We start from the raw sequence: 25,144 nt of genomic DNA, 5'->3' as shown, positions 1-25,144 counted from the left end.
GCCCCTCTCGTCGTTACTCCGCCGCCGCGGCGAAACGGCTGTTCTCCAGCTCGGCCTCGAGCCGCGCCTTCTCGGCCGCAGCCAGCTTGACGTTCGCCTCCTTGACATGGCCGAAGCCGCGGATCGTCTCCGGCACGCGGGCAAGCCTCGCCAGCAGCGGAATTTCCTCCGCCTGCAGGCCGGCTGTCCGCTGATCAATCATCGACAGATATTCCTCGATCAGCTTGCGCTCCGCCCGCCGCTCCTCGGTGCGGCCGAACGGATCGAACGCGCCGCCTCGCAAAAACTTGAGCTTCGCCAGCACGCGGAAGGCGTGGATCATCCAGCCGCCAAACTCCTTCTTCTGCAGATGCCCGGTCGTCTTGTCACGCTGCGCGAAGATCGGCGGCGCCAGATGGAACTTCAGCGTGAAGTCACCGTCGAATTTCTCCGACACCTTCCTGGCAAAACTGCCGTCGGTGTAGAGCCGCGCGACCTCGTACTCGTCCTTGTAGGACATCAGCTTGAACAGGTTTTTTGCGACCGCTTCGGTCAGCTCAGTGGACGCGGGCGAGGTAGCCGTTTCCGCCTTGCGCACCTTGGCGACGGCCGCGAGATAGCGATCCGCGTAGGCCTTGTCCTGATATCCCGTCAGGAATTCGGCGCGGGTCGCGATGATGTCGTCGAGCGACTTCGTCGGCGCGCTCGCCCGGCTCTTGAACTCGAGCACGCTGCGCACGCGCGACATGTCGTGGGCGGCCAGCCGTCCCCAGGTGAAGGCGAGCTTGTTCATCTCGATCGCGGCGCCGTTGATCTCGATGGCGCGGAGCACGGCCTCCAGCGACAGCGGGATCGCGCCCTTCTGGAAGGCGAAGCCGAGCATGAAGGGATTGGTCGCGATGCTGTCGCCCATCAGCGCCGCGGCGACGCCCGTCGCGTCGATGATGTCGAGGTTCTTGTCGCCGATGGCGTCGCGCAGCACGGTCTGCATCGTGCCCATCTCGAAATCGAGATCGGGGTTTTGCACGAAGCTGGCGGTCGGCTGCAGGTCGGCGTTGATAAAGGCCTTGGTCACCCCGCGCTCGGCGCGGCTCAGCGCGGTGGGGCCGGCCGAGACGATCATGTCGCAGCCGAGGATGACGTCCGCGCCGCCGGTCGTGATACGGACCGCGGAAATGTCCTCCGGCCTCTGTGCGATACGGACATGACTCATCACGGCGCCGTTCTTCTGCGACAGGCCGGTGAAATCCAGCGCCGAGCAGCCGCGGCCGTCGACATGAGCGGCCATGCCGAGCAGGGCGCCGATGGTGATGACGCCGGTGCCGCCGATGCCGGTGACGAGGATGTTGTAGGGGCCTTCGAGTTCACGCGCGGGCGGCAGCGGCAAATCGGCGAACATCTGGCCTGAATCCACCGCCGACGTCTTCACGCGCTTCAGTGAACCGCCATGCACGGTGACAAAACTCGGGCAAAAGCCCTCGACGCAGGAAAAGTCCTTGTTGCAGTTCGACTGGTCGATCTGGCGCTTGCGGCCGAACTCGGTTTCCAGCGGCTGCACCGAGACGCAGTTGGACGCTTGTGAGCAATCGCCGCAGCCTTCGCAGACGAGCTCGTTGATGAAGGCGCGCTTGGCGGGATCGGGATAGAGACCGCGCTTGCGGCGGCGGCGCTTTTCCGCGGCGCAGGTCTGATCGTAGATCACGACCGTGAGGCCCGTGATGTCGCGCAGCTCGCGCTGCACGGCATCGAGCTCGCGGCGGTGATGGATGGTCGCGCCTTGCGGGAAGTAATTGCCGTCGGGATATTTGCTTGGATCGTCCGAGACGATCGCAAGGCGCTTGACGCCCTCGGCCCAGACCTGGTGCGCGATCTGTGCGACGTTAAAGGCGCCCTCGGCCGGCTGGCCGCCCGTCATCGCGACGGCGTCGTTGTAGAGGATCTTGTAGGTGATGTTGATGCCGGCGGCCGATGCCGCGCGAAGGGCGAGGAGCCCGGAATGCGTATAGGTGCCGTCGCCGAGATTCTGAAAAATGTGCTTCTCGGTGGTGAAGGGCGACTGGCCGATCCAGTTCACGCCCTCGGCGCCCATGTGCGAGATCAGGTCGGTGCGGCGGGTCGGCATGCTCAGGGCCATGCCGTGGCAGCCGATGCCGGCCATGGCGCGGCTGCCCTCGGGCACACGCGTCGAGGTGTTGTGCGGGCAGCCCGAGCAGAAGAACGGCGTGCGCGCGAGCTTGATCTGCGTGGTGGCGGTGACGGGATTGTCGAAGGCCTCCAGCCGGGCGAGACGCTGCTCCAGCACCGGGCTGTGATGACCGAGCTTGCGCAGCCGCGCCACCAGCGCGCCCGCAACGATGGTCGGCGTCAGCTCGCCTTCGCTCGGCAGCAGCGGCGCGCCGCTTTCGTCGCGTTTTCCCGTGACGGTCGGACGCCGGGACGCATCGATGTTGTAGAGGATGCGCATCAGCTGGTCTTCGATGAAGCCGCGCTTTTCCTCGACCACCAGCACGTCCTGAAGGCCTTCGGCGAAACGCCTGGCGCCGCTTTCCTCCAGCGGCCAGGTCAGTGCGACCTTGTAGATGCGAAGGCCGAGATCCTGCGCGTCCTTGTCGGTGATCCCCAAGTCGGCCAGCGCCTGGCGCAGATCGAGATAGGCCTTGCCGGTCGCGACGATGCCGAGCCGCGCGGGCTTTGAATCGAGCACGATGCGGTCGAGCTGGTTGGCACGGGCAAAGGCTTGCACCGCGGCCATCTTGGGGCCGAACAACCGCCGCTCGGCGTCCAGCGGCGGATCGGGCCAGCGGATGTTGAGGCCGCCGGGCGGCATCTCGAAATCATCGGGAAGCCTGATCTGGATGCGCGCGGGATCGCTGTCAATCGAGGCCGAGCTTTCCACGGTCTCGCTGATCGCCTTGAAGCCGACCCAGCAGCCGGAGAAGCGCGACAGCGCGAAGCCATAGAGGCCGAGATCGAGATAATCCTGCAGCGTAGCCGGATTGATCACGGGGATCAGGGCTGCCGCGAACACCTGCTCGCTCTGATGCGCCAGCGTCGAGGACTGGCAACCGTGGTCGTCGCCGGCGAGCGCGAGCACGCCGCCATTGAGCGAGGTACCGGCCGCATTGGCGTGCTTGAGCGCGTCGACCGATCGGTCGACGCCGGGGCCCTTGCCGTACCAGATGCCGAATACGCCATCGACCTTGGCGCCGGGAAACAGGCCGACCTGCTGACTGCCCCAGACGGCGGTCGCCGCCAGATCCTCGTTCAGGCCGGGGACGAAGGCGATGTCGTGCTGCTGGAGGTGCGACTTCGCGCGCCACAGCGCATGATCGTACATGCCGAGCGGGGAACCGCGATAGCCAGAGATGAAGCCGCCGGTGTTGAGCCCCTGGAGTCGGTCGCGTTCGCGCTGCAGCATGGGCAGGCGGACCAAGGCCTGGGTGCCGGACAGGAAGATCCGCTTCGATTCGAGCCGGTACTTGTCGTCCAGCTCGACCTGCATCAGCGTCATTTCGAAAGTCCTTGCTTTTCTTGGTCCGGCGAGGGTGTGCGCTGCGGGAGGGAATTTCGGTTGCGAAGCAGCTGGTCGCAGTCAAGAGCATGGACCGGTGAAGTCAATATCGCTGGCCGCATCCGTGGCGCTCCCGCTCGTCATGGCTTGTGGCAGGCGCCGTACAGAAGCCCCGGGGGTGAAGACGCGCGTTCGACAAAGGCAAGGACGTTTGTCGCGACGATGTTGCGCAATACGGCGACGCTGAAGGATTCGTAGGCGTATGAGGAAAAACATCGGTAGCTGTTTGGGGTGGGGTGGCAGCGCCACACTCTCCGCTCGTCATTCGGGGCGCGACGAAGTGGTGAGCCCGGAATCCATTTCGCCTCATATATTGCGGCCCGATGGATTCCGGCTCGACGCTTATGCGTCGCCCCGGAATGACGACGGAGAGCGCTCATCCTTTGAGCAAATGCACGTCGCAAAGCCGTCGCACAGCGAATAAGCAGAGACGATCTCATCCGATAACATTCTGATAGCGCAGCGAATTTCTCTACGCTGCGCGTTCAATCGCAATTGTACACAATGGCACGGCGCTTGCAGAACTCCTGGCAAAGAGAGTTCTCGCGGGGGCCTTGAGTCATGTTGAGCTCAACCAAGCCGACACTGGGCGTCATCAGCGCCGAACCCGAGCCGATCCAGCTCGACTGGGCGAGCACCGCGCTCGTGATCATCGACATGCAGCGCGACTTCATGGAGCCCGGTGGCTTCGGTGAAACGCTCGGCAACGACGTCAGTCAGCTCGCGCGCGCCGTGAAGCCGATCGGCGCGGTGCTGAAGGCTGCGCGCGACACCGGCATGCTGGTGGTTCACACCCGAGAGGGCCATCTGCCCGATCTCTCCGATGCGCCGCCGGCGAAAGTCGAGCGCGGCGCACCGTCCTTGCGGATCGGCGATCCCGGTCCGATGGGCCGCATTCTTATTCGTGGCGAAGCCGGTCACGACATCATCCCGGAGCTTTATCCGCTCGACAGCGAGGTCATCATCGACAAGCCCGGCAAGGGCGCGTTCTACGCCACCGAGCTCACCGATGTGCTGGAGCAATATGGCATCGAGAATCTTCTGGTGTGCGGCGTCACCACCGAAGTGTGCGTCAACACCACCGTGCGCGAGGCCAATGACCGCGGCTATCGCTGCGTCGTCATCTCGGACGGTTGCGCATCCTACTTCCCCGAGTTTCACGAGATGGGCCTGAAGATGATCAAGGCCCAGGGCGGCATCTTCGGCTGGGTAGCTGACTCAGCTGCAGTACTGGAGGCGATGAAGACTTCGACCACACAGGGGTAATATGATGAGCACATTGACGGGGACGGCCGGCAAGTCCGATTTGAACAAGCCCGAGTTCAAGCCGGCGTTATGGACATCGGGCGACTGGAACGCGTTTTTCGGCTTCGGCACCAATATCCTCGTCAACATGCTGGTGCTCACGGGCCTGCTGCGTTTCGTATTGAAGATGCCGGACAGTCTCGTATTCGGCCGCATCCTGCCCGCGCTCGGGCTGATGATGTGCCTGTCGACTTTCTATTACGCCTTCCTTGCCTATCGCCTGGCGCAGAAGACCGGCCGCAGCGACGTCTGCGCGCTGCCCTCGGGTGTCAGCGTGCCGCACATGTTCATCGTCACCTTCGTGATCATGCTGCCGATCACGCTCAAGACCGGCGATCCGCTCAAGGGCTGGTCGGCCGGCCTGGTCTGGGTGTTCTTCCAGAGCTTCATCCTCATGATCGGCGGCTTCGTCGCGCCGTTCATTCGCAAGATCACGCCGCGCGCAGCGCTGCTCGGCACGCTTGCCGGCGTCTCCGTCACCTTCATCTCGATGCGGCCTGCGCTCGAGATGTACATGACGCCGCAGATCGGCCTGGTCTGCTTCGCCATCATCCTGGTGAGCTGGTTTGGTGGTGTGAAGTATCCGAAAGGCATTCCTGCAGGTCTCGTTGCCATTGCGGCCGGCATGATCATCGCCTGGGGCTCCAATCTGTTCGGGCTCGGCCTCGGCGGATTGAGCATCGCGGGCGTGGGGGCTGCCTTCTCCAATTTCGGCTTCTCGGTGCCGATCCCGGCGGTAGGCTATGTCTTCTCCGGCTTCGAATATCTCGGCGTCATCCTCGTTACCGCCATTCCGTTCGGAATCTATGACCTGGTCGAGGCGATGGACAATGTGGAGAGCGCTGAAGCGGCCGGTGACGAATATCCGACCACGCGCGTGCTGACCGCCGACGGCATCGTCAGCCTGATCGGCTGCCTGATGGGCAATCCCTTCATCAACGCCGTCTATATCGGCCATCCCGGCTGGAAGGCGATGGGCGGCCGCATCGGCTATTCGGCTGCGACCGGCATCATGGTGGTGGTGCTGGCCTGGTTCGGCATCATCTCGGTGCTGCTGGCGCTGGTGCCGGTGGTCGCGATCTCGCCGATCCTGCTCTATATCGGCATGCTGATCGGTGCGCAGGCGTTTCAGACCACGCCGGTCAAGCACGCGCCGGCGATCGTGCTGGCGCTGACCCCGCATCTCGCCGCCTGGGCCAAGCTCCAGATCGACACCATGCTGGGCTCGACCATGACGGCCGCAGCAACGGTTGGCGGGATGGCCGCCGACAAGGCCGACGCGGTCAAGACCGCAGCGATCGCCGCATTGCCGCAGCAGGGCGTGTTCTATCACGGGCTGGAAGTGATGGGCGGCGGCTCCATCCTTGGTGGCCTCATCCTCGGTGCGATCGGCGTCTTTATCATCGAGCGCGATTTCGAAAAGGCGACAGCCTTCGCGCTCGTTGGCGCGGTACTGACCTATTTCGGCTTCATGCACGGCGAAGCCGTCGGCATCGGCGGCGGCTTTGGTGTGACGCCTGCGGTGGCGTTCGCCTATGCCGTGATGGCGGCCGGCCTGTTCGCGGCCAGCAAGCTCGGCACCACCGAGCATTATGCCTCTCATCCGGAGATGCACGCCGCGCCGGCGGAGTAGCTTTAGCCAGCATTGATCGCGGCCGAGTGACGCCACGTCGCCCGGCCGCTTTTTCAGGCCACGCCCAGATCGGACAGGATATCGGCCCCGGCACGAACCTCGTGACTGGATCCCTTGAAATCCTCGCCAACGGGCTCGCAGGCGCCGCCCAGATGCCGTGCAAAGAACGCTTCGGCAATTGCGAGATGGGAGAGTTGGTTCGGCGGCCTCTGGAATCCGTGCCCCTCGTCGGGATAGACGATGTAGGTCACGGGAATGTTTTTCGCCTGCATGGCGGCGACGATGGTGTCGCTCTCCGCGATCTTGCAGCGAACGTCGTTGGCGCCATGAAAGATCAGCATGGGCTTCTTGATATTGTCGACGTTGTTGATTGGTGAGCGTTCGGCGAGCAGCTTGCGGCCTTCCTCGGTGCGTGGATCGCCGTAGCTGCGATACATGAATTCAGCGAAACCCGCCCAGTAGGGTGGCATCGATTCCAGCAACGTTCGCAGGTTGGAGATGCCGACCACCGGCACTGAGCAACAAAACACCTCCGGTGTGAAGGTCGCGCCGACGAACGAGGCCAGTCCGCCGTAGGACAGGCCGAAGATCGCGACCTTGTCCTTTTGCGCGATGCCTTCGGCGATCGCCCAATCGACAATGTCGATGAGATCGTAGTGCATCTTTCGCGCGTGCTCTTTCTCGCTCGCGGCGACGAACGCCTTGCCGAAGCCCGTCGATCCCCGATAGTTGACCGAAAGCACGGCATAGCCACGATCGGCCAGCCATTGGTGATCCCGGCGATACCCGTAGATGTCCCGGCCCCACGGACCGCCATGGACGATGAGGACCATCGGCAGCGGCTGGGGCGGGCGGTCGCCCTCGACATCCGCCGGCAAGGTCAGGTAGGAGACGAGCGTGAGTCCGTCGCGCGACTTGCCCTGAATTTCCTGCATCGGCGCGAGGCGGTAGGGTCTTAGCTCGGGCCGCGCCGTGAACAGCTCGGCGATGGTCTGCCTGTCGCGGTCAAGGAGATGATATGTGACAGGTTGATCTGGCGCGTGGCTCGCCACGATCCATCGGCGGTCGTCATCACTCTGGCTTTCGACATAAAACGCGTGGTCCGGCAGTCGCCTCTTGATCAGGTCGAGTTCGCTCGCGACCGCTGGCGTTAATGCCGTCCATTCCTGCCGGCCGGGGTCGATGCAAACTGCTTCCGGTTCGAAGGTTTTGGTATTGAAGATGGCGCCCGTCACGTCGGCGCAGTCGCTTTGATACAGGACGCGCTCGTCACCGGTCCACCAGTCGACCCGCAGCAGCGTCGACTTGTCATGCTCCAGGCTCGAGCTCATGTGGAGGTGGTTACATCCGGCGTCGAACGTCCAGAGCCGTGTACTTGTGTAGGCCTCGAACGGAACGTCGCGCCAGTGCGTCGCCTCCCCACCCTCGAGGCGCCAAAGCCGTGTACCTCCGTCGGCCGCGTTGCTGCGGGCGTGGCGCGGCCTCAGCTGCCAGTCGAGCCCGACATAGTCGAACTCCTGACGGTTTTCCCAGATCAGGGAACGCTCGCCGCTTGCCAGATCGAGCAGGAAGGTGTCGTGCCAACGCGGGTCGCGATCGTTGAGATTGACCGCGATCTTGTCCGGCACAACATGCGACCAGTAGGTCGGAAGCGCCCGGACGTTCGCGAATGGCGTTAGATCACGGAGCTCCTGCGTGTGGGGATCGACGACGAACAAATGCAGGTTTTCGTCCCCGTTCTCGTCGTTGAGAAACATGATGTAGCGACCATCCGGGCTCCAGGTCTGCCAGTTGATTGGTCGGCCTCGGGTGCGCGTCACTGGCTGTCCTGCGGCGATGCTGTCGACCGGTGACACCCAGACGTTCAGAACGCCGTCGACGGGAGCAAGCCAGGACAGCAATCGACCATCCGGCGATAGCTTGGCTCCAACGTATGTGGGATTACCAAACAGCTTCCGGCGCGGAATCAGGGGGCGAGCTGACATTGGCGTCTCTATCGCGTTCGTGTGCACAACCAGCGCAGTTTATGCCTTTGTTGTCACGTATAGTAGCGCTACGATGTGTAGCATACGGGCGCGCGGACCGTCCGTCAACTCCACGTAGAAACGTCGGCGGCGCTACTAGGTGCGATCAATCGCCTAACTGATTTCTGGTCGCGCGAAGAATGTCGTCCGACAGCTTGGGATCGTTCACGGCCCGGGCGAGCACGAGTGCTCCGATCAGGGAGGCGGCCGTCGCGAGCGCCTTCTCTTCGCGCTGCCGCGGCTTTAGCGTTGAGGCCATTCGAGCACTCAGCAGCCCGATCATGCGCCGCACTCCGGCTGTGAAACGTTCTCTCACGCCGCCACTTTGGCGCGGCATCTCACAACACAGGGCTGCGAAAGGGCAACCGCTTCCCGGTTTGTCGCGATGTCCCGCCGAGAGGTACTCGGAAAAATAGTCCCCGAGCGCAAATCCGTCGGGTATTTCTCGCTCTTTGCCGACAACGGCGTGAGCCACCGCTTCTTCGACAAGCCGTTCCTTGGAGCCGAACTGACTGTACATGCTGCCATGGGTCATCCCGGCAGCGTCGGCCAGCGCGTCGACACCCATGCCGGAGATGCCTCGCTCTCGCATGAGGCGGGAGGCGGCATCGAGAATGCGCTCGCGATTCTTGGCCGCCTGTTCCTTTGAAACGCGCATGTCACAGATCCTTGGTCCCGGGTCTTGACAATCATAATGACGATCGTCATTTACATCAATAGTTACGACCGTAATCAAAATGGTTCGGGGCTGGCACCCTCACAGGAGAAGCTCGTGAATACGACCAACACAAGGATCGCGCTTGTTACCGGCGCCTCATCAGGCATCGGCGAAGCCACGGCGGAGCGGCTCGCGAAAGCCGGCTACAAGGTCTACGGCACCAGCAGACGAGGCGCACAGGCCGGCGGGCGGTCGTTCGAGATGCTGGCCCTCGATGTGACCAGCGATGAATCCGTTGAAGCCGCCGTCGGCGAAGTGATGCAGCGCGAGGGCCGCATCGATCTGCTCGTGAACAACGCCGGCTTCGGTGTTGCCCCTGCCGGAGCGGAAGAGAGCTCGATGGATCAGGCTCGATCGATTTTCGACACGAATTTCTTCGGACTGATCCGGATGACGCGCGCCGTCGTGCCTCACATGCGACGCCAAGGGAATGGTCGTATCATCAACATCGGCTCCGTGCTTGGCTTTCTACCGATGCCTTATGGCGCGCTCTATGCTGCGACCAAGCACGCGGTGGAAGGCTATTCGGAATCGCTCGACCATGAGCTGCGCACGCGCGGCATCCGCGTCTCGGTCATCGAGCCAGCGTACACGAAGACGCCATTCGATGCGAACTTCATGGAGCCGGATGCCAAGCTCGATGAGTATCGCGAGTCTCGCGCGGGCGTCACCAAACGGGTGAACGAGGTGATGACAACGGCCGAGTCCCCTGACGTGGTGGCCGACACCGTTCTGAAAGCGGCGAGCGCGGCGCGGCCGAAACTCCGGTATGCGGCCGGCAAGCTCGCGAACCGCCTGCGGCTCCTTCGCAGGTTCGCGCCGGCCGGTCTGGTGGACGCCGGGATTCGAAAGGATCTGCGGCTCGATGTGGTAGCCGCATCGCAGCCTCCCCGCGCGGCGCGAGCCTTTTGACGGCATGCGGCCGGAACAAGCGTCAGCATCGTATCGCTGGGTGAGGAGCGGTCACCCGCCCTTGACCGCACCTGCCGTGAGCCCGGCCACGATCTGCCGCTGGGCGAATACCGTGAGCAGCAGCACCGGGAGAGTGACGATCAGCGCAGCGGCGGCGAGCGGTCCCCAGCTCAGCTGGTCGAACGAGATCATGTTGTAGACGGCGACGGGCAGGGTGCGGGTCTCGCGTCCGGCCAGCACGATGCCGAACACAAAATTGTTCCAGGAGAAGATCACCGCGAGGATGAAGGCGACCGCGATGCCGGGCTTTGCAATCGGCAGCGCGACGTGGCGGAACACCTGCCAGCGCGTGGCGCCGTCGATCAGCGCGGCTTCCTCCAGCTCGAGCGGAGTCGTCTCGAAATAGCCGATCATGATCCAGATCACGATCGGTACCGTCACCACGAGATGAATGATGATCTGCGGCACCAGCGTGCCGAGCAGTCCCAGCCACTGGAACAGCAGGAACAGCGGGATGAGGTAGGACAGGCCGGGCGTGATGCGGGCGATCAGGATCACGATCGCGGATTTATGCGCGGCCATGCGCGCGATGCCGTAACCGGCGGGGACGCCGACGATCAGCGCGAGCGCCGTCGCGCTCCCGGTCACGATCAGGCTGTTGAAGAAATAGGTCACGAATCGATTGGAGGCGACCACGTCGGCATAGTTCTTCCAGGCGAAATGCTCGGGGATGAAGACCGGTGGGTAGGCGGCGTTGTCGACCTCGAATTTCAGCGAGAGCGACACCATCCAGAGGAAGAACAGGATTGCCGGCGACACGATGACCAGTACCGCGAACCACAGGCTGATCTTGCCGATGATTTGACGCATGTTGATTCGACGCATGTTGAATTGACTTGGAGTCATGCGTCGCTCGCGATCTCGGTCCACAGCATGCGCTGGCGCGCGTAGAGCATCACCGCCGCAAGCAGGACAATCAGCAGGAAGAACACGACCGCGATCGCCGAGCCGTAGCCGAGGTCGTAATAAGAGAAGGCGACGCTGTAGAGATAGATGTTGATCGTCTCCGAGGCCGAGCCCGGTCCGCCCTGCGTGATCGCAAAGATGATGTCAAAGCTCTTCACGGCGTCGATCATGCGGATCATGCCGGCGATGAACAGGAATGGCATGATCAGCGGCAGGGTGATGAAGCGGAACACCTGCCACAGGTTCGCGCCGTCGATCTGCGCGCTCTCGTAAGGCTCGGTCGGGATCGCGGCGAGGCCGCCGAGCACGATCAGCATCACCAGCGGCGTCCATTGCCAGGTCTCGACCAGCACCAGCGAGGGGATCACCGTTGCCGGGTGAAACACCCAGAGCTGCGGAGGGATGCCGACCAGCGACAGCAGATAGTTCAGCACGCCGAGCTGCGGGTGGAACATCATGGTCCAGACCAGTGCGATCGCCACGGGCGTTGCCATCATCGGCATGATGAAGACACCGCGCAGGAAGCCGCGTCCCGCGAATTTCTGGTGAAACACCACGGCCGCGAATGTGCCGAACACGAGCGGCAACACCACAGACAGCACGGTGTAGACCAGCGTATGTCCGATCGCCTCGATGAAGCGAGGATCGCTGGTCAGGCGCAGATAGTTGGACAATCCGACGAAGGTGGTCGACGAGCCGACCTTCCACTCGTTCAGGCTCATCCAGATGGTGAAGACCCACGGGAAGATGATGATGGCGAGCACGACGACGAGCGCCGGCACCACGAACGGCCAATAGGACGGCGGCCGCAGTTCCTTCTCCGGCGCGGCAGCAGACTGTGCCGCGCCCGGAGTCGATTGTGTCAACGCACTCACGCCTTTTCGCTACGCTCCAGGATCGGCCGGTACTGATCGTTGGCCTTCTTCAGCTCAGTCGCGGGATCGGCGCCAGACAGCGTCGCAGTGACCGCCGCGCCGACGATGTCGCGGAATTCGGCGACCGGGATCACGACGGGAAGACCGAGCTTGCTGATCTTGGCGGAATCGACCACCGACTGTAGCCATTCCTTGGGCATCTTCACGCCCTTCTGGATCTCGGGATCGTTCAGGATCGAATTGCGAAATGGCACGCCACCGCCCGCCTGCAACAGCCGTGCGCCCTGCTGCTTGGAGACGATCCACTGGCAGAGCAGGTAGGCGGCTTCCTTGTTCTTGCTAGCGGCTGCAATGCCGACGCCATCGCCGTAAGTGGCCGAGTATTGTCCCTTCGGTCCGGCTGGGACGACGGTGTAGCCGACCTTGCCGACGACGCGCGAGGCGGCCGGATCTTCGAGCGGCGGTGCCCAGCCGACGCCATCGATCCACATCGCAGACCTTCCTTGTGTGAAGGAGGCCATCGATTCCATCCAGTTGAAGCCGGCGACGCCGGGAGGTGCCGACTTCGTCAGCAGCGTCTGGTACAGCTTGGTCGCGGCAACGGCTTCGGGGCCATCAGTCAGGATGTTGCCCTTGGCGTCGAGGAATTCACCGCCATAGTCGAGGAAGAAGTTGCCCCACAATGCCATGTTGGCGTTGCGCAAGCCGCGCCCGACGAACCCGTAGGTGCCTTCCTTAGTGTCGGTGAGCTTCTCGGCGGCTGCGGCCATCTCGTCCAGTGTCTTGGGCACCGCAACGCCCTTCTTCTGGAAGAGCTCCTTGTTGTAATAGAGGATGAAATAGTCGACCGACCAGGGCAGCGACAGCATCTGGCCCTTGTCGTTCCTGGCGTATTGCAAGCCGGCAGCCGAGAAATCGCTCTCGACGAGGTCGGGCGCGGTCAGCGTCGGATCCTTTAAATAGGGCGTTATGTCGGCGAGCCAGCCAGCCTTCTCGAATTGCCGCTTCTGCACATGATAGCTGATATGGACCACGTCGAAGCTCGGCCGTCCCGAGGTCAGCTCGATCACGACCTTCTGGCGCTGCTGCTGCTCGGGAATCTGCTCGGCTTCGACCTGGATACCGGTGAGCTCGGTGAATTCCTTGACATATTTTTGCAGATTATCGCCGCGCGGTCCCTTGGCGAGGATCACCTCCAGCTTGGTCCCGGCATATTTCTTCCAGTTCACCTCGGCGCGCGCCGGCAATCCCGTCAGGCTGAGCGCGCCAGCTGCGGCAGTGCCGGTCAAAAGCGTACGGCGCGAGATTTTGTGGTCAGCCACTTTAGTTCCTCCCTGTGACTCAATTTGGGGGGATACTAGCGACCGTTCCACGCCTGCCTAGCCCTAATTTGGGCGTTACGGTCGCACCGCTGGCGTTTCCATCGGCATTCCGCGGGCCCGCGACATCAGATAGAGCTCGAGCGCCACCAGTTCGGGCGCGCCGTAGTCATAGGCCTGGGCGCGGACACCGGTCATGCAGCTGCGCAGGCGCCGCTCCAGCGATCCCAGCGTCTGCCATTCCAGCCGATAGAGCGGATAGCCGGTCGGCTGCGCTTGCGTGATCGGCGAGCCCGCGAGGCGCTTCTCAAAGTTGTCGTCGTGGCAATTGGTGCAGGCCAGGTTGAGCTGACCCTCGCGCTGCATGAAGAGATTGCGGCCTTGTTCGACGAAAGGCTTGAGTTGTGGATCGTCGCCTGCGGTGATTGCGACGCCGCGCGATTGGTGGGCAACGAAGGCAGACAGCGCCAGGACGTCGCGGCTCTCGTAGGGCAGCGGTGCTGCCTGCTGATGATTGGCGCGGCAGAGGTTGATGCGCTGGTCGAGCGTGACGGGGCGCGCGAGCGCCTTGTCGAAGGCGGGATAGCGGGCCGCGATGCCCTTCATGCTGCTTCGCGCATCGCCATGGCAGTCCGCGCACGCCTTGTGCGCGCTGCCCGCCTTCTTCGTCCACAGCGCCTCGCCGTCGAGCACGAACAGCATGCCCGGATTGGAGCTGTCGTCATCCTGCATGGCGCGGGTATCGGGGCCCATGAAGGAATAGCCGGAGCGGCGCGCGTCGGGCGGGATTTCGCCGGCGAGCAGGGCAGGAGCCGTGGCGGCCAGCGCCGCCAGCACTATCGCGCGCCAAAAATTCATTCGACCGTGATCGATGCCGATGCGGTGGACGAATAGCCGTTGTCGCCGATCCATTCGAACTCGAACTTGCCGCTCTCCCTGGCGACCGTGAAAAAGGACAAATAGGGATTGGCGGCGATGGCCGGAAACAGATCGGCGCGGAAGATCTCGGTGCCGTTGTAGCGGCAGGTGAAGCTCGTGATGATGTCGCGCGGCACCAGCGCACCGTCCACGGTGTGGCGAAAGCCGGTTTCCATGATGTGCGAGGTCAGCGTGCGAATCTCGATGATGTCGCCGCGCTTGGCCTTCGCCGGGACGTTGATGAGGGCGGCCATCAGTTCACCTCCTCGGTGCAGGCGGCCAGCGTCACGACAATATCCGCTGCGACCTGCCAGAAGCTGCCGTCGGAGAGGCGGGCGATCGCGACCACCTTCTGGGTGTCGGCGAGCCGGATCCGCGTCGAGATCTGGGCGCGGCCGGAAGAAGGGCTCAGATAGAAATGACCTATGTTCGGCTGCGGGTTCTTCTCGTTGAAGACGTGGATGCTCTTGACGTAGTCGTCCGCCGTCATCGGGCTCGCGACGCTGACCGTCATCGGCACCGTGTTGCCGTTCTCGACCAGAGGCGGAATGTCGAGCTTGACCTTGCCGGTGCGAATTGGCGCCTCGCCGACGATGTTGCGGATGGCCGTGTTGAGCATCGCGGGCGTTGCTTCGACCGGCCGTGGTGTAACGATTGGAATGACCGTGACACTGCCAGCCAGGGTTAGAAATTGTCGTCGCGTCGTTGGCATGACCAGTCCTAGTTCCGAAGTGTTGCAAGATAAGCCACGATGTCCTCGATCTCCGCGGCCGACAGTATCGGTTTGCCGGTGAAATTGCGTCCGACGCGGACGAGGCCGTCGTTGCGGTAATAGGACGGCATGATGGTGTCCGGGTTGAAGCGCGAGGCGTCCACCATCCGAAGCCGCAACTGGCTCACAGTCCAGCGGTTCCCCGCGCCGGTGAGATCAGGCGCGAGGTCGCCCTGAAACCGCGTTTCCGGGAACGGGCCGGAATGGCAGAGGATACAGGTCGTCGTGCGTGCCAGCACCAGCGCGCGCCCGCGCGCGGGATCGCCAGGCGAGCCAGTGAGCGATTCCGCGATGCCGTCGCCGACAATCTTGTAGGGCGCGAGTCCCTCGGCGCTCGTGTTGGAGACGAGCGCGAGGCTGGCGATCAGGGCAACGATGTGGACCGTCGATCTAGCCAAAAGTATCCGCCGTGATGGTTTGAAACCAGCGTTCCGCCTCGGCCGCCTCGCGGGCGCGCAGTTCACGCGGCGCATCGACCGGACTCGTCGCGCCGCCTTCGACCTCGGCAAAGATGTCGCCTCTCGGCTGGTAGTTGCCGGCGAGCGAGAAGCCGTAGCCGGGTGCGACGGTGTTGTAGCAGACGCCGGTCAGCCGTGGCGCCTCCGGCGTACGGCCGGCGAGCAGGTTGACGATGGCTGCAGCGCAGGCCTTGCCTTGTGCGTTTGCGGCCGATGCCGATTTGGGAATGCCGCCGCCGAGGCAGGCGTCGCCGATGACATGGACGTTTTTGACGAGCTTTGACTCGAAGGTCACAGGATCGATCGGGCACCAGCCGGTGGCGTCAGTTGCGCCCGCGATCTCGGCAATGTGCCCGGCGCGCTGCGGCGGGATGACGTTGGCGACGTCAGGCGTGTAGTTGCCGAACTCCGTGACGATGGTTTTGGTCGCGGGATCGACCGAGGTGACGCGGCCGCCTTGCGACAGGCCGATGCGCTCGATCATCTCGCCGTAAAGCTCCTTCCATGCCTTCTCGAACAGCCGCTGCTGCGGGAAATCGTCCTTGGCATCGAGGATCAGCACTTTCGAGCGCGGCTTCCGCGTCTTCAAATAATGCGCGATCAAGCTGGCGCGCTCGTAGGGCGCGGGCGGGCAGCGCGAGGGATTGGCGGGGATCGCGATGGCGACCGTGCCACCGTCGTCCATCGCCTCCAGCTGCCTGCGCAGCAGCAGCGTCTGCGCGCCGGCCTTCCAGGCGTGCGGCATCTTTTCAGATGCGACTGCGGCCGCGTCATAGCCGGGCAGGGCATCGAAGTGAAAGTCGATGCCCGGCGATAGCACGAGGCGGTCATAGGGCAGCGCGACGCCATCGGCCGTCAGGACGCCGCGCAGCTGTGGCTCGATGGTGGTCACGGCCTGACCGATCACGGTGACGCCTTCGGCAGCTAGCCTGTCGTAGTCAAACTGCTGCGCTTCGATGTCGCGCAGGCCCGCGATGACCTCGTTGCTGAAGGGGCAGGAGGTGAAGACCGCATTGGGTTCGATCAGGATGACTTGCAAGTCTCCTTGCAAGTCTCCTCGCGCGCGCTTGAGCGCGCGGGCGCAGGCTGCTCCACCGAAGCCGCCCCCGACCACGACGACGCGGCCTGTCGATTGCGCGCGCAAGACCGATGGCCGCGCCAATGTCGCGGTCGCGGCGGTGATGCCGAGCACGGCAGTGCGCCGTGTCATCGGTCGCGTGGTCATGTGGATCATCCCGGCAAGTGCCGCGGCGGCCATAACGGCCGCCGCGGCTTCTCTTACGCGAAACTGATGTTCTGGTCGCGCAGCGGCACCGAGCGGATACGCTTGCCGGTCGCCGCGAAGTAGGCGTTGAGCACCGCAGGCGCCGCAACACCGATGGTCGGCTCGCCGACACCGCCCCAGAATCCGCCGCTCGGCACCATCACCGATTCCACCTTCGGCATCTCGTTGATCCGCATCGAGTTGAAGGTGTCGAAGTTGGTTTGCTCGATGCGGCCGTCCTTGACGGTGCAGCCGCCGTAGAACAGCGCCGAGAGGCCATAAACGAAGGAGCCCGCGATCTGCCGCTCCACCTGCGCCGGATTGACGACGTAGCCGGGATCGGTGGAGGCGACGATGCGAAGCACCTTGATCTTGCTGCCGTCCGTCACCGAGATTTCGGCGGCGCCGGCGACATAGCTGCCATAGCCCATCACCTGCGCGATGCCGCGATAGACGCCCTGCGGTGCCGGCGTTGTCCAGCCGATCTTCTCGGCCACGGCATTGAGCACCGCCAGATGCTTGGGATTCTTGCCCATCAGCTTGCGGCGGAATTCGAGCGGGTCCTGGCCTGCGGCATGGGCCAGCTCGTCCATGAAGCATTCCATGTAGATCGCGTTGTGATTGACGTTCACGCCGCGCCAGAAGCCGGGCGGAACATGCGGGTTGCGCATCGCATGCTCGATCAGCAGGTTCGGCACCGAATAGCCGAACGCGGCCTCGCCGGATTGGGCGACGCCCTGGAAGGCGGCCGGATCCATGCCGTTCTGCAACGCTTCGGGGCGCAACGAGAACAGGATCGACTGCCCGGACAGGCGGTAGTGCAGCGCGACCAGATTGTTGTCGGCATCGAACGCGCCGGTCATCTTGCACTGGGTGATCGGATGATACCTTCCGTGCGTCATGTCCTCTTCGCGCGACCATAACAGCTTGATCGGCGTGCCCGGCATCTGCTTGGCGATCGCGACGGCTTGGCGGACATAGTCCGTCATGCCGCGCCGGCCGAAGCCGCCGCCGAGCATCACCTTGTGCACGTCGCACTTCTCCGCCGGCAGGCCCGAGGCCTCCAGCACTGCGGCGAAGGCCGCCTCGCCATTCTGCGTGCCGCACCAGACATCGCATTTGTCCGCGGTGTAGAGCGCGGTGGCGTTCATCGGCTCCATCGTGGCGTGGTTCTGATAGGGATAGTTGTAGACGGCCTCGACCTTCTTCGCGGCGCCGGCAATGGCCGCCTTCACGTCACCGTTCTTGTTGCCGACATAGGCCGGCTGCGCGTCGTCGAGGCCCTCGGCCAGCCACTTCGCAATCGTCTCGCTCGAGACCTTTGCGTTGTCGCCCTCGTCCCAGACGATCGGCAGCGCTTCCAGCGCGGTCTTGGCGTGCCACCAGGTGTCGGCAACGACCGCGACCGCGGAATCGCCGACCTTGACGACCTTCTTGACGCCTTTCATGCCGTCGACCTTGGCTTCGTCGAAGCTCTTCACCTTGCCACCGAACACGGGGCAATCCTTGATCGCGGCGTTCAGCATGCCCGGCAGCTTGATGTCGATGCCGTAGACCATCGTGCCGGTGGTCTTGTCTGCGGTGTCGAGCCGTAGCAGGCCCTTGCCTACGATGGTCCAGTCCTTGGGATCCTTCAGCTTGACGTCGGCCGGCGGCGTCAGCTTCGCCGCGGCTTCGGCGACCTTGCCGTAGGTCGTCGTCTTGCCCGATGCCTTGTGCGTGATGACGCCCTTGGCGACGGTGCATTCGGCGGCCGGCACCTTCCACTCGTCGGCGGCGGCCTGGATCAGCATCACACGCGCGGTGGCGCCGCCCTTGCGGACATAGTCCTGCGAGCTCCGGATGCCGCGGCTGCCGCCGGTCGAGAAATCGCCCCAGACGCGCTTGCGGGCGACGCTCTGGCCGGGTGTCGGATATTCGGTCGTGACCTTCGACCAGTCGCATTCGAGCTCCTCGGCGACCAGCTGGGCGAGGCCGGTGAGCGAACCCTGGCCCATCTCGGAGCGGGCGATGCGGATCACCACGGTGTCGTCGGGCCTGACCACGACCCAGGCGTTGACCTCGGGCGAGCCGTCGGCTGCGCGAACCACGGCGGGACCGCCGAACGGGATATCAAGACCGATGGCGAGGCCCGTGCCGACAGCGGCGGTGCCGATGATGAAGGAGCGGCGGTTCATCTTGGGAGAAACATGCTTGTTCATGTGCCGGCTCCTCAGGCGCTTGCGATCGTGTGGATCGCTTCGCGCACCTGCTGGAAGGTGCCGCAGCGGCAGATATTGGTGATGGCCTCGTCGATGTCGGCGTCGGTCGGCTTCGGCTTCTCGCTCAGGAGCGCGGCCACGGCCATGATCATGCCGCTCTGGCAATAGCCGCACTGCGGAACGTCCTTGGCGATCCAGGCCTGCTGCACCTTGTGCAGCGTGCTGCCCGAGGCGAGCCCTTCGATCGTGGTGATTGGCTTGCCCTCGGCCTCGGCGACCGAGATCCCGCAAGAGCGGATGGCGACACCGTCCATGTGCACGGTGCAGGCGCCGCATTGTGCAATGCCGCAGCCATATTTGGTGCCGGTCAACCCGGCATTTTCGCGGATCGCCCAGAGCAGCGGGGTGTCCGGCTCGACGTCAAGCGTGAAGGTTTTCCCGTTGATTGTTAGGTTTGCCATCGCAAGTCCCCTGATTGGCCCATCCACCGATGGACTCAGGGGCCAATGTGTCCGGCAAGCTGGAACTGTTCAAATCAACACTCTGAGGGGTAAGCCATCAAGATTTCCGCGGTCGCGGGAAGATTATAGAGTGGCCGGTGTTATGCGCTCGCTGAAAAAGCCATCGTGGCGCCCAATTCAAGCCATCTCCCTGGACGCCAGGAATACGGCCTAAGGCGACGTCGGGCCGCGATGCGAAAGCGACAGTTTGACGCTCTTGTTCGGGTGCAAGACCCCAACGCTCTGATACACTGGTGCGAAGCAAAAGGAGTTCCATGAACGTGCCGAGTCCCTGCAACGTGCTGATGCTCTATCCGCTGTTCTCGGCAGAGTCCTTCTGGAGCTTTGGCGAATCCTGCAAGGTGCTGGGCGTCAAGCGCCCAGCCGCCCCTCTGGGCCTGATCACCGTCGCGGCAATGTTGCCCGAAAGCTGGACGGTCCGGCTGATCGATTGCAATACGGCGCCCTTCGGCGACGAGGATCTCGCCTGGGCCGACGTCGTCTTCACCGGGGGAATGCTGCCGCAGCAGGCCGACACGCTGCGTTTGATCGAGCTCTGCCGCGCGGCGGGCAAGCCGGTGGTGGTCGGCGGCCCCGATCCCACCTCGAGCCCCCACATCTATGAGAGGGCCGACATCCGGGTGCTCGGCGAGGCCGAAAGCGTCATCGATGAGTTCATCGCGGCCTGGGAGGGTGGGGCGCGTTCCGGCACTTTCACCGCGCCGAAATTCCAGGCCGACGTCACCAAGACGCCGGTGCCGCGGTTCGACCTGCTTAAGTTCGAGGACTATCTCTATCTCGGTGTGCAGTATTCGCGCGGCTGTCCGTTCACCTGCGAGTTCTGCGACATCATCGAGCTCTACGGCCGCGTGCCGCGGACCAAGACGAACGAGCAGATCCTGGCCGAGCTCGAGACGCTCTACCGGATGGGCTACCGGGGACATCTCGACTTCGTCGATGACAATTTCATCGGCAACAAGAAGTCGCTGCGGCTGTTCTTGCCCCAACTGGCCGAATGGCAGCGCGCCCATGGCTACCCGTTCGAACTCTCCACGGAAGCCTCGGTCAACCTGGCCGACGATCAGGAGCTGCTCGATCTGATGGGGGCGGCCAATTTCTTCGGCATCTTCGTCGGCATCGAGAGTCCGGATCCCGCCACCCTGGTTGCGATGCGCAAGAAGCAGAACACGCGGCGCAACATCGCCGAGAGCATCCACAAGATCTACGCGGCCGGCATGCTCGTCACTGCGGGATTCATCGTCGGCTTCGACAACGAGAAGGTCTCGATGGCGGAGGCCATGATCGAGTTCATCGAGGAGGCTGCGATTCCCGTCAGCATGGTCGGCCTGCTCTATGCCTTGCCGAACACGCAGCTCACACGCCGGCTCGAGCGCGAAGGCCGGCTGCATCCGGGCCACGACGTGGCGCCGACCATCGGCGCCGATCAGTGCACGGCCGGGATCAACTTCGATCCGGTGCGGCCGTTGCGCGACATCCTGATGGACTACAAGAAGGTGCTGGAGCACATCTACAGCCCGGCTGCCTATGCAAGCCGTATTGATCGCCTGATGACACTGCTCGACCGTTCAAGGCAACGCTCCGAACTGGCTGTGGGCGATATTCGCGCCAGGATCGGGGCGATGGAGACGGTGCACAAGGTAGTCACAGCCCTTCCCGAGGCGCGCGGGCCGCTGTGGCAGACCTTCATGAATTGCGCCAAGCGCGACACCTCCTCGGCGCGGATCGCGGTGCAGATGATCGCGGCCTATGCGCATCTCGGGCCGTTCTCGCGCAAGGTCATCGATGCCATCGACGCGCGCCTCGCCGCGCTGGATGAGCAAATGCCGGTTCCGGTCGTCGCTGACGGCGCCACCATGGCGCGAAATCTGGCCTGACATCCCTCCCAAATTCAGCGCTGCGATTGTGAGCCTCTCGCTTGACAGCGAGACAACCTAGAGGCGATCGTCCTCAGGTTAACACCGGGCCGCCATCGATTGCGGCGACGCCCGCTAATTTCCGAGCCTGTCAGCCATATTGCGACGAGAATAGCTTTAGCGGAGTGCGGCATGTCCAGGAAGGTGATCGGCTGGTCGATCGCGGCGATCGTCGCGATCTTTCTGCTCTTGAACTATCTGCCCTCGTTCGTCGCCGACTCCCTCTACAAGAATGTCGACGATATCACCGATGGGGAGATGCCCGCCACCGTCACCTCGTTCGAATCGGGACCGGAGGTCGTCAGTACGATCGGCGGCAGCGGCGAGGGACTGAACTGCAGCCTTCCCGCGGTGACCAACATGTTCTTCGACGGAAGCAGGGACGACAAGGGCAGGCGCCACCTCGTCCTGCAGCGCTTCCGGCAGGCCTGCGTCTTCCACGATCTCTGCTATCGCCACGGCCTCGCCACCTACGGCTATAACCAGAACGATTGCGATCGCATCCTGCAAAATGCGGCGTTCCGGCTCTGCACCTATATCCGCAATGGCAGCGGCACCGGAAGCGCGACGCGCTGCCAGACCGATTCGAAGATGGTCCTGGCAGGCGTCAGCATGGGCGGATACAACGCCTTTCGCGGCTGGGATCGATCGACCTATTTCGAGTTCGAATCCGATCCGTTCCGCTCTGACGGCTTCCAGGCCAGCCGTGTCGTGGATCATCCGTTCAAGGCTGTCGATCCCGCCAAATATCGCAACGAGCCGGATCAGGTCATCCTGTCCTTCGAGAACGCGCGATCGGACATCGCCGTCACCTGCATGACCTGCGGAAAGCTGCCTGTGTTCGAGTACACGCAGGATCCGAACGAGGTCGACGCCGAGCTGCGTTCGGTGGGCGTGACCAAGCTTCCGGAGGCGCTGCTCAAGCGCGAGCCGATGCTGTCGGAAACCGTCCCGATCTGGCTGCCGCCGCGCCGCCATCATGCGGCACCGCATTTGCTGGTCGACAGCAGGGGCAAGGATCATCTGATCTGGATGAGCCGGAACAATCCGCAGGACACCATGTCCTGCATCGTTGGTGCCGACGCCGCGCGGCTTCTCACCAATACGCTGCCGCGGCGGGATCTGTGCGCAAAGGACGCCGAGTCGTTGCTGACCATGGTGGAGGTCGACATGTTCGCGACCTCTCCGCTGCCGATGGAAATTCCAGGCGCGCCGGAGCCCATCTACGCGACGGCCATCAGTCCGCAGAAGACGGTCGACAACGATCTCAGCTTCTGCTCGCGTTCGGCATCAAGGCCGGTCGAACAATCCGGCCATGACGACCGGTCCAGATGCATCCACTTCACCGGAGAAGCTGTCAACACGGGCGCGGCGCTCGGCGCATTCCAGAATTTTCCGGTCGTTCGAGCCGGACAGCAGATCGTCTTCGCGCGGGACGTCGACCAGCGGACGAACTCGCCGCTGACGGCGATCTGGCAGCGCGCCTTCGGCGATACCTATTCGCCGGGCGGCGCGTTGCTCGTGATCGACGTCGCGCCGCCGGCCACGCCCAAGGGCCCCGCCGCGGCCAAGCTGAAGAAGATCGTCCGGTTCAATATCGACGATCGCTTCGACCCGATGATGCCGATCACGCGCAAGGTCGACGATCTGCGCTTCCTCAGCCTGGAGGCATCGAAGGAGACCGTGCGCCTCCGCATGATCGATTTCGCCAGGGACAACCCGGCTCTCGGCAACGTGCGATTGACGATGGGCAGCGGCGACGTGGAGCTGGATCGCTCCTGGGCCGCAAGACCCGTGATGGTGCTGGAGACCAGGGACGTTCAACCCAGGACCAGGCTGGTGTTTTCACGCGGTGAAATCGCGATCGATCCCGGCAAGCCGGTCTCGCCGGATGCGACGACGGAAGCACTGACATTGCAGACCCTGGTGTTCGAGCGCGACGCCGCGGCGCCTTCGGATGCGCCGTTCGTGAAATCGGCCGGCGCGGCTTGCAGGATCACCTATGAGTTCGCACCCGGTCATACCGACTGGCCATGCTATCGCGCGTTCGATCCCGATCGTTCGATGCGGGCCTCGCCGGCGGCGCGGATGCAGGCGTCGCAGATGCTGGTCGGGCATTTCTCGCAAGGCGGCGGACACGGCATGGCGTTTCCCGATGCCTGCCTGAAATCGGAGCCGGTCGTTCTGACGCCGCAGGGCGGCTCGTATAAGCCCCTGAGCGACACCGCGGGTTGGGACAATCCACCAAAGCTGCGGCGGACGATCACATGCGAGCCGCTCGACGCGGCAGCGATCGTGAGCCGGCCGATCGCGCAGAGGGCGCCGTGAGAGCCGGCCTACTTCACCGCCAACCGCAAAAAGCTCATCACGCTGCCGAGTGCGGCAAAGCCCGCGCCTAACGCCAGGGCCAAGGTCGCGCCGTTGTGGCCGGCGAGCGCAAAGCACGCTGCGGCAAGCGCTGCGCCGGTCGTCTGCCCCGTCAGGCGCGCGGTGGCGACGATGCCCGAAGCGCTGCCGCCGCGGTGTGGCGGCGCGCTTGACATGATCGCCTTCATGTTCGGCGCCTGGAAGAAGCCGAACCCCATGCCGCAGATCATGATCCGCCAGACGATATCGGGAATGCCCGGGCTCGCCGGAAGCAGCGCGAGCAGCGCCATGCCGAGACCGAGCAGGACGAGGCCGATGCCGCCCAACAGGCCGACCGGATGGCGATCGGAGAGGCGTCCCGCGATCGGCGCCATGATGCCGACCACCAGCGGCCACGGCGTCATGAAGAAACCGGTCTCGACCTGCGAGCGTCCGAGCACGTCCTCGAAATAGAACGGCAGCGAGACGAAGGCGAGTCCCTGCACCGCGAAGGAGCAGACGGCGGTCGCCGCCGACAGCGCGAACATCGGCCGGCTGAACAGGTCGATCGGCAGCATCGGCGCGGGATGGCCGGCGTGGCGGCGCGTCAGGATGAAGCCGAGCGCGAGCGCCGTGACCAGCTCCACTGCGACGATTGCAGGCGACAGATTATGCGCGGCGCTGCCGATGCCCGTGATGAACAGGCCGAGGCAGATGGCGGCGAGAAGTGCGCCGAGGAAATCAAAGCCGTGATCGGCGCGCGGCGTCTTCGGCAGCATCGCAAAGCCGATGCCGATTGCGACGAGGCCGAACGGGATGTTGACGGCGAACAGCCACGGCCATGGACCGACCGCGAGGATCGCGGAGGCGATCGAGGGGCCGAAGGTGAAGGCGGTGGCGACCACCAGCGCGTTGTGGCCGAAGCCGCGCCCCTGCATCCGGCCGGGATAGACGAAGCGCACCAGCGCGGTGTTGACGCTCATGATGCCGCTCGCACCCAGGCCCTGCAGGGTGCGCGCGACCAGCAAGCTGTCCAGCGACCAGGCGACGGCGCAGAGGAGCGAGGCGATGGTGAACAGCACGAGGCCGCCGAGATAGATGCGCTGGTGCCCGACGATCTCGCCGAGCGCGCCGAGCGGCAGCAGCGTCGCCACCAGCGCGATCTGGTAGACGTTGACCACCCAGACCGACTGCTCCGGGCTGACATGCAAATCGGCGGCGATGGCGGGCAGCGCGATGTTGGCGATCGCGGTGTCGAGCGAGGCCATCGCCAGCGCCGTGAAGATCGCGGCAATCGCCCAGCGGCGCTGCTCGGCCGGCAGGCCATCGGCAACGGGATGATCAGACTCGCGCGCAGCGGCAGGTAACGTGATTGTCATTGCCTTGCGCGTTCTCCGACAGCGGGGCTCAAATGGTCTTCCCGGCATGTACTACGCCCGAGGCTGCTGC

At 63.9% G+C, this 25,144-nt stretch carries 19 protein-coding genes; 5 read left to right on the top strand and 14 right to left on the bottom strand.

Going from position 1 to position 25,144, the window contains the following annotated elements; all coding sequences use genetic code 11:
• Nucleotides 1-13: 13 nt before the first annotated feature.
• Nucleotides 14-3,490 carry an indolepyruvate ferredoxin oxidoreductase family protein gene (locus FXB38_RS18540; protein ID WP_148752426.1) on the bottom strand — a complete coding sequence of 1,159 codons (3,477 nt, stop codon included), beginning with the start codon at nt 3,488-3,490 and terminating at the stop codon, nt 14-16.
• A 621-nt stretch (nt 3,491-4,111) separates the two neighbouring features.
• Here FXB38_RS18540 and FXB38_RS18535 point away from each other — a divergent pair.
• Nucleotides 4,112-4,816 (top strand): cysteine hydrolase family protein, encoded by a 705-nt coding sequence (locus FXB38_RS18535; protein WP_148752425.1) that lies wholly within the window; start codon nt 4,112-4,114, stop codon nt 4,814-4,816.
• A 4-nt stretch (nt 4,817-4,820) separates the two neighbouring features.
• On the top strand, nt 4,821-6,488 hold the full coding sequence (locus FXB38_RS18530; RefSeq protein ID WP_148752424.1) for a regulator: 1,668 nt from the start codon (nt 4,821-4,823) through the stop codon (nt 6,486-6,488).
• A 53-nt stretch (nt 6,489-6,541) separates the two neighbouring features.
• Here FXB38_RS18530 and FXB38_RS18525 read toward each other — a convergent pair whose 3' ends face one another.
• On the bottom strand, nt 6,542-8,389 hold the full coding sequence (locus FXB38_RS18525) for a S9 family peptidase (RefSeq protein WP_246229973.1): 1,848 nt from the start codon (nt 8,387-8,389) through the stop codon (nt 6,542-6,544).
• A gap of 229 nt (nt 8,390-8,618) precedes the next feature.
• The gene (locus FXB38_RS18520; protein ID WP_148752422.1) at nt 8,619-9,170 is read right to left on the bottom strand and encodes a TetR/AcrR family transcriptional regulator; all 552 of its coding nucleotides are present in this window, start codon (nt 9,168-9,170) and stop codon (nt 8,619-8,621) included.
• 36 nt (nt 9,171-9,206) lie between these two features.
• Between FXB38_RS18520 and FXB38_RS18515 the strand changes: the two genes are divergently transcribed.
• Complete coding sequence (locus tag FXB38_RS18515) at nt 9,207-10,142, top strand: oxidoreductase (RefSeq protein ID WP_430640180.1); 936 nt, start codon at nt 9,207-9,209, stop codon at nt 10,140-10,142.
• Nucleotides 10,143-10,193: 51 nt separating this feature from the next.
• Here FXB38_RS18515 and FXB38_RS18510 read toward each other — a convergent pair whose 3' ends face one another.
• The 10 genes from FXB38_RS18510 to FXB38_RS18465 form a co-directional block, all read right to left on the bottom strand.
• Complete coding sequence (locus FXB38_RS18510) at nt 10,194-11,012, bottom strand: carbohydrate ABC transporter permease (RefSeq protein WP_430640179.1); 819 nt, start codon at nt 11,010-11,012, stop codon at nt 10,194-10,196.
• A 32-nt stretch (nt 11,013-11,044) separates the two neighbouring features.
• Nucleotides 11,045-11,983 (bottom strand): carbohydrate ABC transporter permease, encoded by a 939-nt coding sequence (locus tag FXB38_RS18505; RefSeq protein ID WP_148752419.1) that lies wholly within the window; start codon nt 11,981-11,983, stop codon nt 11,045-11,047.
• Nucleotides 11,980-13,305, bottom strand: a complete 1,326-nt coding sequence (locus FXB38_RS18500; protein WP_187434972.1) for an ABC transporter substrate-binding protein — start codon at nt 13,303-13,305, stop codon at nt 11,980-11,982. Before FXB38_RS18500 ends, FXB38_RS18505 begins: the two co-directional genes overlap by 4 nt.
• 75 nt (nt 13,306-13,380) lie before the next feature.
• A complete protein-coding gene (gene soxA / locus FXB38_RS18495) occupies nt 13,381-14,160 on the bottom strand; it encodes a sulfur oxidation c-type cytochrome SoxA (protein ID WP_187434971.1) in 780 nt (259 codons plus the stop codon).
• On the bottom strand, nt 14,157-14,474 hold the full coding sequence (gene soxZ, locus FXB38_RS18490) for a thiosulfate oxidation carrier complex protein SoxZ (protein ID WP_148752413.1): 318 nt from the start codon (nt 14,472-14,474) through the stop codon (nt 14,157-14,159). Before soxZ ends, soxA begins: the two co-directional genes overlap by 4 nt.
• Nucleotides 14,474-14,932, bottom strand: coding sequence for a SoxY-related AACIE arm protein (locus FXB38_RS18485; protein WP_148752411.1), 459 nt, complete (start codon nt 14,930-14,932; stop codon nt 14,474-14,476). Before FXB38_RS18485 ends, soxZ begins: the two co-directional genes overlap by 1 nt.
• An 8-nt stretch (nt 14,933-14,940) precedes the next feature.
• Nucleotides 14,941-15,390, bottom strand: coding sequence for a sulfur oxidation c-type cytochrome SoxX (gene soxX / locus FXB38_RS18480; protein ID WP_148752410.1), 450 nt, complete (start codon nt 15,388-15,390; stop codon nt 14,941-14,943).
• Nucleotides 15,383-16,684, bottom strand: a complete 1,302-nt coding sequence (locus FXB38_RS18475) for an NAD(P)/FAD-dependent oxidoreductase (protein ID WP_187434998.1) — start codon at nt 16,682-16,684, stop codon at nt 15,383-15,385. The genes soxX and FXB38_RS18475 overlap by 8 nt, the downstream gene beginning before the upstream one ends.
• Nucleotides 16,685-16,728: 44 nt before the next feature.
• Nucleotides 16,729-18,915, bottom strand: a complete 2,187-nt coding sequence (locus FXB38_RS18470) for a xanthine dehydrogenase family protein molybdopterin-binding subunit (RefSeq protein WP_148752406.1) — start codon at nt 18,913-18,915, stop codon at nt 16,729-16,731.
• An 11-nt stretch (nt 18,916-18,926) separates the two neighbouring features.
• Nucleotides 18,927-19,376: a (2Fe-2S)-binding protein gene (locus FXB38_RS18465; RefSeq protein WP_187434970.1), complete on the bottom strand. Its 450-nt coding sequence runs from the start codon at nt 19,374-19,376 to the stop codon at nt 18,927-18,929.
• Between the two features lie 314 nt (nt 19,377-19,690).
• On the opposite strand from FXB38_RS18465, the gene FXB38_RS18460 reads away from it, so the two are divergent.
• Nucleotides 19,691-21,310 (top strand): B12-binding domain-containing radical SAM protein, encoded by a 1,620-nt coding sequence (locus tag FXB38_RS18460; RefSeq protein WP_148752402.1) that lies wholly within the window; start codon nt 19,691-19,693, stop codon nt 21,308-21,310.
• A 171-nt stretch (nt 21,311-21,481) separates the two neighbouring features.
• Complete coding sequence (locus tag FXB38_RS18455; RefSeq protein ID WP_148752400.1) at nt 21,482-23,677, top strand: hypothetical protein; 2,196 nt, start codon at nt 21,482-21,484, stop codon at nt 23,675-23,677.
• An 8-nt stretch (nt 23,678-23,685) separates the two neighbouring features.
• Here the strand turns inward: FXB38_RS18455 and FXB38_RS18450 are convergent, their stop codons facing one another.
• A complete protein-coding gene (locus tag FXB38_RS18450; RefSeq protein WP_148752398.1) occupies nt 23,686-25,074 on the bottom strand; it encodes an MFS transporter in 1,389 nt (462 codons plus the stop codon).
• Nucleotides 25,075-25,144 lie beyond the last annotated feature (70 nt).

Source organism: Bradyrhizobium cytisi (assembly GCF_008123515.1).
Classification (GTDB): Bacteria; Pseudomonadota; Alphaproteobacteria; order Rhizobiales; family Xanthobacteraceae; genus Bradyrhizobium; species Bradyrhizobium cytisi.
Note: the sequence above shows the minus strand (reverse complement) of the source record. Positions and strands in the feature narration are given on the sequence as shown.

Bases quoted from the DNA above. Each gene is read 5' to 3' on its own strand.
- FXB38_RS18465 (WP_187434970.1), bottom strand. From the start codon at position 19,376: ATGGCAAACCTAACAATCAACGGGAAAACCTTCACGCTTGACGTCGAG.
- FXB38_RS18520 (WP_148752422.1), bottom strand. From the start codon at position 9,170: ATGCGCGTTTCAAAGGAACAGGCGGCCAAGAATCGCGAGCGCATTCTC.
- FXB38_RS18460 (WP_148752402.1), top strand. From the start codon at position 19,691: ATGAACGTGCCGAGTCCCTGCAACGTGCTGATGCTCTATCCGCTGTTC.
- soxZ (WP_148752413.1), bottom strand. From the start codon at position 14,474: ATGGCCGCCCTCATCAACGTCCCGGCGAAGGCCAAGCGCGGCGACATC.
- FXB38_RS18475 (WP_187434998.1), bottom strand. From the start codon at position 16,684: ATGATCCACATGACCACGCGACCGATGACACGGCGCACTGCCGTGCTC.
- FXB38_RS18470 (WP_148752406.1), bottom strand. From the start codon at position 18,915: ATGAACAAGCATGTTTCTCCCAAGATGAACCGCCGCTCCTTCATCATC.
- FXB38_RS18515 (WP_430640180.1), top strand. From the start codon at position 9,207: ATGACGATCGTCATTTACATCAATAGTTACGACCGTAATCAAAATGGT.
- FXB38_RS18450 (WP_148752398.1), bottom strand. From the start codon at position 25,074: ATGACAATCACGTTACCTGCCGCTGCGCGCGAGTCTGATCATCCCGTT.
- FXB38_RS18530 (WP_148752424.1), top strand. From the start codon at position 4,821: ATGAGCACATTGACGGGGACGGCCGGCAAGTCCGATTTGAACAAGCCC.
- FXB38_RS18510 (WP_430640179.1), bottom strand. From the start codon at position 11,012: ATGCGTCAAATCATCGGCAAGATCAGCCTGTGGTTCGCGGTACTGGTC.
- FXB38_RS18535 (WP_148752425.1), top strand. From the start codon at position 4,112: ATGTTGAGCTCAACCAAGCCGACACTGGGCGTCATCAGCGCCGAACCC.
- FXB38_RS18485 (WP_148752411.1), bottom strand. From the start codon at position 14,932: ATGCCAACGACGCGACGACAATTTCTAACCCTGGCTGGCAGTGTCACG.
- FXB38_RS18540 (WP_148752426.1), bottom strand. From the start codon at position 3,490: ATGACGCTGATGCAGGTCGAGCTGGACGACAAGTACCGGCTCGAATCG.
- FXB38_RS18455 (WP_148752400.1), top strand. From the start codon at position 21,482: ATGTCCAGGAAGGTGATCGGCTGGTCGATCGCGGCGATCGTCGCGATC.
- soxA (WP_187434971.1), bottom strand. From the start codon at position 14,160: ATGAATTTTTGGCGCGCGATAGTGCTGGCGGCGCTGGCCGCCACGGCT.